At 71.5% G+C, this 10,966-nt stretch carries 14 protein-coding genes; 4 read left to right on the top strand and 10 right to left on the bottom strand.

Annotated features, from left to right (window positions below):
• Positions 1–79: 79 nt before the first annotated feature.
• On the bottom strand, positions 80–688 hold the full coding sequence (locus tag AB0B57_RS35585) for a TetR/AcrR family transcriptional regulator (protein WP_357080474.1): 609 nt from the start codon (positions 686–688) through the stop codon (positions 80–82).
• A gap of 152 nt (positions 689–840) precedes the next feature.
• On the opposite strand from AB0B57_RS35585, the gene AB0B57_RS35590 reads away from it, so the two are divergent.
• The gene (locus AB0B57_RS35590) at positions 841–1,590 is read left to right on the top strand and encodes an SDR family oxidoreductase (protein ID WP_357080477.1); all 750 of its coding nucleotides are present in this window, start codon (positions 841–843) and stop codon (positions 1,588–1,590) included.
• A 62-nt stretch (positions 1,591–1,652) separates the two neighbouring features.
• Here AB0B57_RS35590 and AB0B57_RS35595 read toward each other — a convergent pair whose 3' ends face one another.
• Positions 1,653–2,210, bottom strand: coding sequence for a TetR-like C-terminal domain-containing protein (locus tag AB0B57_RS35595; protein ID WP_357080480.1), 558 nt, complete (start codon positions 2,208–2,210; stop codon positions 1,653–1,655).
• Between the two features lie 111 nt (positions 2,211–2,321).
• Between AB0B57_RS35595 and AB0B57_RS35600 the strand changes: the two genes are divergently transcribed.
• Positions 2,322–3,038 (top strand): MBL fold metallo-hydrolase, encoded by a 717-nt coding sequence (locus tag AB0B57_RS35600; protein WP_357080483.1) that lies wholly within the window; start codon positions 2,322–2,324, stop codon positions 3,036–3,038.
• A gap of 18 nt (positions 3,039–3,056) precedes the next feature.
• Here AB0B57_RS35600 and AB0B57_RS35605 read toward each other — a convergent pair whose 3' ends face one another.
• The 6 genes from AB0B57_RS35605 to AB0B57_RS35630 all read right to left on the bottom strand — a co-directional run bounded on the left by AB0B57_RS35605 (position 3,057) and on the right by AB0B57_RS35630 (position 7,243).
• Positions 3,057–3,689, bottom strand: coding sequence for a hypothetical protein (locus AB0B57_RS35605; RefSeq protein WP_357080487.1), 633 nt, complete (start codon positions 3,687–3,689; stop codon positions 3,057–3,059).
• A 136-nt stretch (positions 3,690–3,825) separates the two neighbouring features.
• A complete protein-coding gene (locus tag AB0B57_RS35610; protein ID WP_357080490.1) occupies positions 3,826–4,119 on the bottom strand; it encodes a DUF6510 family protein in 294 nt (97 codons plus the stop codon).
• A 35-nt stretch (positions 4,120–4,154) separates the two neighbouring features.
• Entirely contained in the window at positions 4,155–4,919 is a 765-nt protein-coding gene (locus tag AB0B57_RS35615; RefSeq protein WP_357080514.1) for a ferredoxin reductase, read from the bottom strand.
• A gap of 7 nt (positions 4,920–4,926) precedes the next feature.
• The gene (locus AB0B57_RS35620) at positions 4,927–5,526 is read right to left on the bottom strand and encodes a sulfite oxidase-like oxidoreductase (RefSeq protein WP_357080493.1); all 600 of its coding nucleotides are present in this window, start codon (positions 5,524–5,526) and stop codon (positions 4,927–4,929) included.
• A gap of 76 nt (positions 5,527–5,602) precedes the next feature.
• The gene (locus AB0B57_RS35625; protein ID WP_357080496.1) at positions 5,603–6,628 is read right to left on the bottom strand and encodes a TerC/Alx family metal homeostasis membrane protein; all 1,026 of its coding nucleotides are present in this window, start codon (positions 6,626–6,628) and stop codon (positions 5,603–5,605) included.
• 204 nt (positions 6,629–6,832) lie between these two features.
• Positions 6,833–7,243, bottom strand: coding sequence for a DUF2267 domain-containing protein (locus AB0B57_RS35630; RefSeq protein WP_357080499.1), 411 nt, complete (start codon positions 7,241–7,243; stop codon positions 6,833–6,835).
• A gap of 158 nt (positions 7,244–7,401) precedes the next feature.
• Here AB0B57_RS35630 and AB0B57_RS35635 point away from each other — a divergent pair, with 158 nt between their 5' ends.
• Both AB0B57_RS35635 and AB0B57_RS35640 read left to right on the top strand, forming a co-directional pair.
• Positions 7,402–7,674, top strand: a complete 273-nt coding sequence (locus AB0B57_RS35635; protein ID WP_357080502.1) for a DUF2795 domain-containing protein — start codon at positions 7,402–7,404, stop codon at positions 7,672–7,674.
• 42 nt (positions 7,675–7,716) lie between these two features.
• Complete coding sequence (locus AB0B57_RS35640) at positions 7,717–8,379, top strand: DUF1345 domain-containing protein (RefSeq protein ID WP_357080505.1); 663 nt, start codon at positions 7,717–7,719, stop codon at positions 8,377–8,379.
• Between the two features lie 349 nt (positions 8,380–8,728).
• On the opposite strand, the gene AB0B57_RS35645 is transcribed toward AB0B57_RS35640, so the two are convergent.
• A complete protein-coding gene (locus tag AB0B57_RS35645; RefSeq protein WP_357080518.1) occupies positions 8,729–9,382 on the bottom strand; it encodes a hypothetical protein in 654 nt (217 codons plus the stop codon).
• A gap of 104 nt (positions 9,383–9,486) precedes the next feature.
• The gene (locus tag AB0B57_RS35650; RefSeq protein ID WP_357080508.1) at positions 9,487–10,461 is read right to left on the bottom strand and encodes a pirin family protein; all 975 of its coding nucleotides are present in this window, start codon (positions 10,459–10,461) and stop codon (positions 9,487–9,489) included.
• Positions 10,462–10,966: the final 505 nt, after the last annotated feature.

Consider the following 10,966-nt stretch of genomic DNA (forward strand, 5'->3'; position numbering starts at 1 on the left):
AAGCCTAGGGATGAGCCGGGTCACCCGCACCCGAGTTTCCGGCGCGGCGGCGGGCGCGCGTCGGGAGGTCGCGCTCCGGTCAGCGGACGGGATACGCCGCGACGGTGAAGGCGTGCAGCGCGATCTCGGCCGACTGTTCCAGATGGCCGCGTGGTGCACCGGCTGCCGCGTGCACGGCCTGCCCCTCGGTGACGACGCTGAGGAAGCGGGCCAGGGCGGCGGGGTCGGCCTCGGGGGGGAGGTCACCCTCGTCGACGGCGCGGGCGAAACGGGCGGCCAGCGCATGCTCGCCGGTCAGCCGGCTGGCCGCCAGGAATTCGGCGATGGCCGCGTTGTCGGTGCTGCAGGCGGTGGCGCCCTGGATGGAGAGACAACCGGCGGGACGCTCGGGTCGGGTCAGCGCCACCGCGTTCTCCCGGAGCAACACGGCCGCCACGTCCCGGGCGGTGGGCTGGTCCAACGCGTCGCGCGCGTACGCCATCTCGACGTCCGCGTAGCGGGTCACCACCTTGCGGAACAGGCCCTCCTTGTTGCCGAATGCCGCGTAGAGGCTGGGCTTGTTGATGCCCATGGCCCCGGTGAGCTCGGTCAGCGAGGCGCCCTCGTAGCCGTGCCGCCAGAACACCTCCATCGCCCGGTCCAGGGCGTCGTCGGTGTCGAAACCACGCGGTCGTCCGGTTTGGGTCATGCCCTCCGCCCTCTCGTCGCGCCCCACTCTACCGTCGGGCGAAACCGATCGGTACAGAAGTTTGGGGAATGGCGGCGGACCCTGCTAGCTTTCATTTCGTACCGAGCGGTACAGAACAGCGACTAGGACACCAACCCCGAGGAGTACGAATCATGGCTCAGCTCAACGGCAAGACCGCCCTGGTCACCGGTGGCACCACCGGCATCGGCCTGGCCACGGCCCGCCGCTTCGCGGCCGAGGGAGCGCACGTCTTCGTCACCGGCCGCCGCCAGCAGCAGCTGGACGAGGCCGTGCGGGCCATCGGCCCGAACGCCACGGGAATTCGCAGCGACGTGAGCGACCTCGACGACCTCGACCGCGTCTTCGCGGCGATCACGGCCCACGGCGCCGGCCTGGACGTGCTGTTCGCCAACGCCGGTGGAGGGGAGTTCGCCGCGCTGGGCGCCATCACCGTCGAGCACTACGCGGACGCCTTCGACCGCAACGTGCGCGGCACCATGTTCACCGTCCAGAAGGCCCTACCGGTGCTCAACGACGGCGCGTCGATCATCCTGACCGGCTCGACCGCGGCGACGAAGGGCACCCCCGCCTTCGGGGTCTACGCCGCCTCCAAGGCCGCCATCCGCTCGTTCGGTCGCACCTGGGCCGCCGAGCTGACCGACCGCCGGATCCGGGTCAACACCCTCATCCCGGGCCCGACCGAGACTCCGGGCATCACCGGGCTGGCCGCCAGCCCGCAGGAGGCCACCGCGCTGGTGCAGACGCTCGCCTCCAGTGTGCCGATGGGCCGGATGGGCCAGCCGGAGGAGATCGCGAACGCCGCGCTGTTCCTGGCCACCGACCAGAGCAGCTTCATGACCGGCGGCGAGATCTTCGTCGACGGCGGCGCGAACCAGATCTGACCGAAGCGCTGCGCGGGCCACGTTGATCCGTCAGGGCGGCGTGCCCCGCCAGCGACCGACTCTCATCGGGCGAGGGCGTCGGCGAGGCGGGCGATGCCGAACTCGTACGCCTGGTCGACGTCGCCGCCCAACGTGAAGGCTCCGGCCAGTTCCATGCTGACGAATCCGTTCGCCCAGGCGGTGAGCGTGCGTGCGGCGTCCAGGGCGTGGTGTTCGCCGGCGAGGTTCGTGGTCACCCGCAGCACGGGTTCGACGGCGGCGGTGAGGGTTTCGATGCTGGGCCCGGCGAGGTCCGATCGTGGGGCGAAGATCAACTGGTAGCCCCTCGGCCGGTCGTGCGCGAACGCCCGAAAGGCGCGGGCCAGCTCGGCCAGTTCACGGCGGGGGTCAGTGCCGGCACCGATCGCCGCGAGCCGTTCGCCGAGGTCGCGGACTGTGGCTTCGGTGATGAGGCGGACCAGGTCGTCGCGGTTTCGCACCCGCTTGTAGAGCGAGGGTGCGCGCACGCCGACCCGGTCGGCGACGGCCTGCATGGTCAGGCCGGCGACGCCCGCCGCCTCCAGGATGTCGCGTCCCGCGTGGACGATGGCGTCGAGGGAGGTCCGATCGGGCGTCGGCATGCCACTTCCCTCCGGATCGTGAGGTCGATGCGATGGCTATTGACCATAGCCATGATGGCTACGTAGCATAGCCATCATGCAGACGATAGCAATCCCGGCACCGGTGTGGCGATGAGGCTCGGCCCGCACCTGCGCCGCATCGGCAACGACATCGTGGCCGTCTACCTCGTCGACACCGACGAGGGTGTGACAGTCATCGACGCCGGCCTGGCCGGGCACTGGCGCGAGCTGCTGGCCGAGCTGTCGGACCTGGGCCGCTCGGTGGACGACATCCGCGGCGTCGTCCTCACCCACGGCGACACCGACCACCTCGGATTCGCCGAACGGCTCCGGCGCGACCACGGTGTGCCGATCTACGTGCACGAGGCGGACGCCGCCCGCGCGCGCGGCGAGGTCAAGGCCGACACCTCGTGGGGCACGATGAAGCTCGGCGCGACGGCCGGCTTCTTCTGGTACGCGATGCGCAGGGGCGGGCTTCGCACCACCCACCTCACCGAGGTCGTCGCCGTGCACGACGGCCAGGTGCTCGACCTGCCGGGCGCGCCGCGCGTCATCGGAGTCCCCGGGCACTCCCCCGGCAGCATCGCCATCCACGTGCCGATCGCCGACGCCGTCTTCGTCGGCGACGCCATGACCACCCGGCACGTGCTGACCGGCCAGCGAGGCCCGCAACCCGCGCCCTTCACCGACGACCCCCACCAGGCGCTGGCGTCGCTGCGCCACCTGGAGGACGTCCAGGCATCGTGGGTGTTACCGGGTCACGGCACGCCGTGGTCCGGTGGTGTCGCCGAGGCGATCCGCGCGATCAGGACCGTCGCCAGATCCTGAGCCGGCCAGGCCGATTCGTCAGAGCGGGTCGGGGAAAGGTTTGCGGCTCAGCGATTCTCGCCTGCTCAGGTTGCCCAGCGCCAGGGCACAGTAGAACAGGACTGTCAACGCGACGATCATGGGAAACCTCTCCGCGATGCTTCGCACTGGGAGGGTGCCGTGGTCCTGGGAGTAGGCGACGGCCGTGGGGTGCAGCGCGATGGCGACCAGGGCCGGGCCCACCGAGATGAGCGCCAGCCAGCGGAGCGGCCTCCGGACGGCCAGCCACGTCGCGGACAGACGCCCGATCTGGTAGATGATGATCAAGATGATCGGCAGCGCCACTGTCGTGTGCAGGCGCGCGGCGAGGGCCACCGCGTGGTCGGGAGAACCACCGGGCGGGATCGACGGCACGAACCCAGCGACGAGCCCGCTCACCATGGCGTTGCCGAACCAGGTCAGGACGACCAGCGCCAGCACGCGACGGGCCAGCCTCGAACGCGGCACGGGCTCCATTGTCGACACGACATTCTCCCGGACGGCACGCCAGAGCATCAACACGCCGACCAACGCCGCCGCCGCGGCCGCCCAATCCGCCGCACGCTCCTCGGCGATACCGACCCGACTCAGGGCGACAAAGGCGGCCAGCAGCACCAATACGGTTGCCCACACGACCGCAGTATCGTCTGGGCGCGCAAGCGCCGGATGGCCTCGAAACGACCGCCCGGCGGCACGCGCCGGGCGCGGGTCGGTCACGGACGCGCGGGACGCGGATCGGGCGCGGACGCGGGTGAGCCGGGTCGATCCGTCAGAGCGGGCTGGGGAACGGCTGTTCCATCGGCATCGGCACCTGGAGGAAGGTGGTGCCGCGCAGGTCCAGCCAGGCCCGGTCCGGGCCGCGGACCAGTCGCAGCATCACCGCCTCGCAGGACGGGCAGCGGGCGACCAGGCCCGGGGCGTGCGAGTAGACGTGCAGGCTGGCCATCGAGCCGGTCGTCCCGCAGTTTTCGCAGCGGCCCATCGCGGTGCTCAGGTCGACGGTGAACAGCTCACGCATCGGGCCGTCGAGCATGTTGCCGTCCAGGTACGACATCTCGGTCATCGGATCTCCTCGGCGGTACGGGAGCGGGCGGGCGGTCAGCCGGTGGGGCCGAAGCGTTCGGTCTTGACCCGCCGCGACGGGTGACCCAGCCCCACCAGCAGGTCGGCCACGGTCTCCACGAACGCGGTCGGGCCGCAGACGTAGGTGAGCGGTTCCAGGTCCGGCGGCCAGCCGTGCGTGTTGACGTCGGCCAGCCCGATCCGGTGTGGCTCACCGCGCCAGCCCTCGGGCGCCTCGCGGGTGTAGACGTACGCGATGTCCAGGCCGAAGTCGTCGCGGACCCGGCGGCGCAGCTCGTCGGCGTAGATCACGTCGCCCGGCGTCCGCACCGAGTAGATCAGCCGAAACGGCGCCCTGCTGCCGGTCGCCCGCCGGGCCCGGATCATCGCCATCAGCGGCACGATGCCGGAACCACCGGCGACCAGCTGCACCGGCGCGGTCTCCTCGGGCCGCCAGATGAACCAGCCACCGAGCGGTCCGCGGACCTCCACCGGGTCGCCGTCGGCGAAGACATCGATGAGGTACGGGGACACCTCGCCGTCGGGCACCCGCTGCACGGTCACCTCGATGCGCGGCCCGCCCGGGCCGTCCACCACCGGCCCGGCGATCGAGTACGACCGGGCCGCCTGGTAGCCGTCCGGCGCGGTGAGCCGCACGTCGACGTGCTGCCCCGGCAGGTGCCCCGGCCAGTCCGGCACCTCCAGCACCAGGGTCTGCGCGGTCGGTGTCTCCACCCGCCGCTGCACCAGCCGGCTGACGTGCCACTTGTTGGGCGCCCGGGCCGGCGTGCTCGTCGCCACGGCGCGCTCAGTCACCCTGGTACCGCTGTTCGCGCCACGGGTCGCCGTAGTCGTGGTAGCCGGCGGTCTCCCAGAAACCGGGCTCGTCCATCGTCTTGAGCCGGAGGCCGCGGACCCACTTGGCGGACTTCCAGAAGTACAGGTGCGGCACCAGCAGCCGTGCCGGCCCACCGTGCTCGGCGGGCAGCGGCGCACCGTCGAAGGTGTGCGCCACCCAGGCCCGACCGCCGCGCAGGTCGTCCAGCGGCAGGTTGGTGGTGTACCCGCCGTAGGAGTGCGCCAGCGCGAAGTGCGCGCCGGTGTCGACACCGTCGAGCAGCGTGTCCAGCGAGACGCCCTGCCAGGTGGTGCCGAGTTTGGACCAGCGGGTGACGCAGTGGATGTCCACCATCGGCGTCTCCTGCGGCAGGGCCATCAGCTCCTGCCACGACCACCGGTGCTCGCTGCCGTTCTCGGCGCTGATGACGAACTCCCAGGTGTCCAGGGAGACCCGGGGTGTCGGGCCGGCCGAGAGCACCGGGAAGTCCTCGGTCAGGTACTGACCGGGTGGCAGGGCCGGCTCCTGCGTTCGGGGCCGACCCTGAAAGCCCGGTGACACGATTCCCATGGCACAGTCGTACCACCCGCGCCGGCCCGGACGGGAGCTTTCCGGCGTACCTCCCGGTCGGCGCGGCGCGGCGCGGTCAGCGCCGCTCGGTGACGACCTCGCGGTCCTCGGGCACGTCGCCGCCCCGGGTGGCGCGCAGGCTGGTCAGCGTGACCACCACCAGCACACCGATGATCACGCCGAGTGAGGCCAGGGTGGGGATCTGCGGCACGCTGTCCCAGATGCCGTGCGCCCAGTGCAGACCCAGCTTGAGGCCGATGAACGCCAGGATGACGGCCAGGCCGTAGCTGAGGTGCACCAGCCGGCTCAGGGCCGCGTGCAGGACGAAGTAGAGCGCCCGCAGGCCGAGCAGGGCGAACGCGTTGGTGGCGAAGACCAGGTACGGGTCCTCGGTGATGCCGTAGACCGCCGGCACCGAGTCGACCGCGAAGACGATGTCGGTGGCCAGCACCGCCACCACCACCAGGGCGAACGGGGTGAGAGCCCGCTTCGCGCCCTGCCGGACGGTCATCCTGGTGCCGTGGTACTCGTCGACCACCGGCATGACCTTGCGCAGCAGCCGCACCGAGCGCATCTTGTTGATGTCGACTTCCTGCTGGTGCCCGGACATGGCGTCGCGCAGCAGCTTCACCGCCGTGGCGATGAGGATGATCGCGAAGAGCAGGAAGGCGAAGTCGAGGGTCTGCAGGGCGGCCGCGCCGAGGGCGATGAACACGGCCCGCAGCACCAGCGCGCCGGCGATGCCGTAGAGCAGCACCCGCTGGGCGAGCACCGCCGGCACCGCGAACGCGGCCAGCAGCAGCATGAAGACGAAGAGGTTGTCGACCGAGAGCGACTTCTCCACCAGGTAACCGGTCAGGTACTCCACACCCTGCTGAGAGCCGAAGCGGGCCCAGAGCCAGCCACCGAACGCCAGCGGCAGGGCGATGTAGAACGCCGACCAACCGATGGCCTCCCGCATGGACACCTCGTGCGGGCGGCGGGTGACCAGGAAATCAAGCACCAACAGCAGGAGTACGCCGACGATGGTCACCGCCCACAGCGTGGGCGTGCCCACCGACGCCAGGTCGCTGGCGGCGGACAGATATGACACGTCACTCATTGGGGTCTCCTCGAACACCGTCATGTTCGAGGTCTCCTTCACCCATCACCTGATGGGCAACCACCCGAGGCGCGCCGGGCGCGCCGTACTGACCGGAATGGTTCGTGGGAAGTACTCCCCTCGCATGACAAGGTTAGGCCCTGCCGAATCGGCATGCCAAGCGGGACATCGATGGTTGCCCTGGTAAACCGCTGTGTGCCCCGGTCAGGCGCGGCGCAGCGTCGCCCCCGGAGCCATCGCCTGCTCCACCAGGCCCCGATAGTCACGCGGCAGTTGCGTGACCACGTCATCGAACTCACCACCGGTGATCGCCTCACGCAACGTGGTGAAAACCGCCCGCGTGGCGTCCCCGGCGGCCGGCTCCGGCACGCGTGCGCGCAACGCCACCCGGGCGACGAACTCGGCCGCCCCGAACCGGTCCGCCTGCTCGGTGCTCGGGCTCGGCTTGAGCACGAGTTGCAACGGTTGGGGCAACTGGGCCGCGAGGTCCAGGACCTCACCGCCGGTCAGCCGCTCGGCGAACGTCTCCAACACGGCCCGGGTCAGCTCGACCGCCCGCTCGGACGACGTCGCGGTGCGCTGGGAAACCTGGTCGATGAAGGTGTCGTAGTTCATCGCGTACTCCCTTGAGGCTCACGTCGGCGCCTGCGGGTACCCGCGGCGGCCGCGGGGAAACGGCGCCGGCATTTCTCCCTGGGGTGGGCGTGACCGGCCGGCGGACGGGTAACCGCCGCCGGTCGTGACCACATCGATGCCCCGAGGGAGCCCACGCCATGGCGAGCTACGCCGACGTCCTGCAGTACCTGTCGAGCCTGGACTACCCGGCCGAGAAGAGCGACGTGGTCCGCGAGGCCGAACGAGAGGGTGCCCCGCCGGACGTGCTGAAGGCGTTGCGGGCCCTGCCACCGGTGGACTACGCCAACGGCACCGAGGTGGCCCGGTCGGCCGGCATCGAGGCCGCGCCCGAGGTGGGCCCCGCCCAGCGGGCCGAGCAGGCCCGGGACAAGACGCACAACCGGGTCTCGCAGCACCTACGCGGCATCTGACCCGACGGTGGCGGCCACGGCTGCGACACACGGCGTACACCGATGACCCGGCCGCCGTCGCGCCCGCCCGACGTGCGCTTCCCGGCCGCCGTGCAGCTCGCCGTGGTGGCGGTGGTCGGCGTCATCGCCGGTTGCCTCTTCGCGCTGCTGCTGCCGCTGCCGCTCGCCGCGCTCGCCGGCTGGGACGTCGGCGCGCTGAGCTGGCTCACGCTGGTCTGGCGCAAGCTCTGGCCGATGGACGCCGAGCGGACCGCCCGGCTGGCCGTACACGAGGACCCGAACCGGGCGATCCGGGACGCGGTGCTGCTCGTCGCCTGCCTGGCCAGCCTGCTCGCCGTGGGACTGGTGGTGGCCAGCGCCCAGAGCGCGCCACCCGGCCTCGGCCGGGAAGCACACGGCGGGCTGGGCGTGCTCAGCGTGGTGCTCTCCTGGTTCGTGGTGCACACCGTGTTCGCCGCCCGGTACGCCCGGATCTACTACACGGGCCCGGACGGCGGGGTGAACTTCAACCAACCCGACCCGCCGTGCTACTCCGACTTCGCGTACGTCGCGTTCACCATCGGGACGACGTTCCAGATCTCCGACACCAACCTGACAAGCAACGAGATGCGTCGCACGGTGCTGCGGCACTCGATGGTGTCGTACCTGTTCGGCGCCTTCATCATCGCCGTGACCGTGAACCTGCTGGCCGGTCTGGCGCGCTGAGGGCTTTGCCCGTCCGGCCGGGTGCGCCCGGGCTGGTCCGGGCGGGCGGGGTGCGGAGTGGGCGCGTCAGGCCGAGGGTTGCGCTGGCCCCGGGGACGGCACGGGGCGTTGGTGCGGCCCCGGGAACGGCACGGGGAGGAAGGGCCGGGACAGGCGGGCGCCCCTGGTCACGAACCGCGACCCAGGGCGCCACGCAAGCCTGCCCAGGCGGTGAGCCACGTCCGAACCGGTCGCGGTCACCAGGCGGTGGATGTCCGCTCGAACCGAGCGGCCAGCACTGCCGGGTCCAACCATACGACAGAACATCCTCCGTTTGGTCAGAATTTTGCGAAGTGTGGGCCAGGGCACGTCATGGCCGACCGGTCACCTCCGCGTACCGGTGCTCCAGGTCGACCCGGGCCAGCGCCCCCACCAGCCAGGCCAGCTGCTCCGACTCGCCACTGGCCAGGCCCGCCAGGTCGTCCGCCGACCGACCCAGCCCGAGCCGGCGGGCGGCGGCCAACGCCCGGCGGTCGGCCACCGGGGCCACCTCCCGCCACAACGCCTGCGCCTCGCGGAGAAACAGCTCCACCACCTGCCCGTCCACACCCGGAAGCTCGGCGAGCAGCGCCCGCTCCCGGACCGGGTCGTGCCGCGCCACCGCCCGCAGGCGGCGCAGGTCGCCCCGGTACCGCTCGACCACCGTGCGCGCCAGGTCGCCCAACACGTCGGCCAGCGCGTCCACGTCGCCACGCTGACCGCTGGCACGCAGCACCCGTACCCGGTCCTCGTGCAGCGAACGCGCCAACCGGGCGGCACTGTCCCATCCCTCGTCGCGTACCGCCCGCGCACCGTCCAACGCCCGGCGGAAGTCGCCCCGACGGCCCAGCAACACCGCCAGGTAGAGCACCTGGAACAGGCTCGCCGGGTTGTTGGTCACCCGGAAGCCGTACTGCTCAGCGAAGCCCCGCCCGCTGCCGGCAAGCCGGCGCGCCAGGCGCTTCCGGTCCGCCACGGACGTCATCAGAGTGGTCGCCATCCCGACGCCTACCCACACCACCAACCCCCACACACGGCCCCTCCCACCCCGCCCCCGCGCCCGTCGCCCCACGCCGGGCTTGGGTGGTTTTAGCCGTGCAGGGTGCCGGTGCGGTCGCGGGCCTTGAGGCGGGTGGTGGGCAGGGCGGGGGCTGGCAGCGGTGGCGCCGAATCGTCGGCGACCACACCGAAGCGTCCGTCGCCCGCCATCCAGTCCTCCCGGGCGGCGGCGACCTCCTCGTGCGAGCGGCCGACGAAGTTCCACCACATCACCAGCGGCTCCTCGAACGGCGTACCGCCCAGCAGCAGCAACCGCGCACCGACCCCGCCCCGCACGGTCAGCTCGCGGCGGCCCGAACCCAGATAGAGCAGCGCCCCCGGCTCGAACCCGACTCCGGCGGCCTCGGCGGAACCGGACATCGCCAGCACGGCGTACTCGAAATCGGGCCGCAGCGCCAGCGTCGTCGGCGCCTCGCCGCGCAGCTCGACCTGCACGCCGACCAGCGGGGTGTGCACCACCGCCGGTGACCGCTGCCCGGCGAACTCGCCGACCAACAGGGTGAGATCCAGATCGCCGTGGCGCCAACGCGGCAGGTCGGCGTGGTGCGCGAAGTCGGCGGCCCCGGCCCGCGCCGGGTCCGGCAGTGCCACCCAGAGCTGCACGCCGTGCATCACCGGCGGATGGACGGCCGGTGACCGCTCGGAGTGGGCGATGCCGTTCCCCGAGGTCATCACGTTCAGTTGACCGGGCCGGATCGGCTGGACGTTGCCGAGGCTGTCACGGTGCAGGATCTCACCGTCAAGCAGCCAGGTCACCGTCTGCAGGCCGGTGTGTGGGTGCGGCGGCACCTCCATGCCCGGGCGCTGCGCCACATCGTCCGGGCCAAAATGGTCCACGAAACACCAGGCGCCGACCATCCGGCGGGCCCGCTGCGGCAGCAACCTCCGCACGGTGGTGTACCGACCCAACGGCACGTCGTGGCCGGGCAACAGCACACTGCCGGGATCCACGTCGGCCACGCCAGGTGGCCGGGTCTGCGCCAGCATTGATTCAGTACGCTCCACCGCCCGACTGTACGCGCACGCCCACCCGTCGCCGCAGCGCTTCCTGGTCAGGGCATCACCGAGAGCCGGACCGCGTTCGTGCCCGTGCTGCCGCCACCCGCCGCCATGCCGCCCTTCACGGCGGTCACCGGGCCGGCAGGTACGCGCCCGCCGGCCACCCGAGTCACTCGGCACTCTTCCTGGTCGCCACGCGTAGATCTTGGACACTTTCCGTCTTGCGTGAACGGAAACTGTCCAAGATCTCCGAGCGACCGTCCGTCCACCAGGCCGGGTAGTCACCTCCCCGGTACGCCGGCAGTCCGCGTCGCGGACCCAACGCTCCATGCGCAGCCGCCGACAAGCCGGAAACGCCGCTGGCCGGCACCCGAGTTGTGGGGTGCCGGCCAGCGGTCGATGTCCTGCGGTAGTGCGGTGGGTCAGCTGTTCCAGTGCTGGCCGACCAGGTCGGTGGCCTGCTGCTCCCACTGGGCGTAGGCGTCGGGGTAGGCGGAGACCTGCACGGTCT

Source organism: Micromonospora sp. NPDC049101 (assembly GCF_040648675.1).
Taxonomy (GTDB): domain Bacteria; phylum Actinomycetota; class Actinomycetes; order Mycobacteriales; family Micromonosporaceae; genus Micromonospora.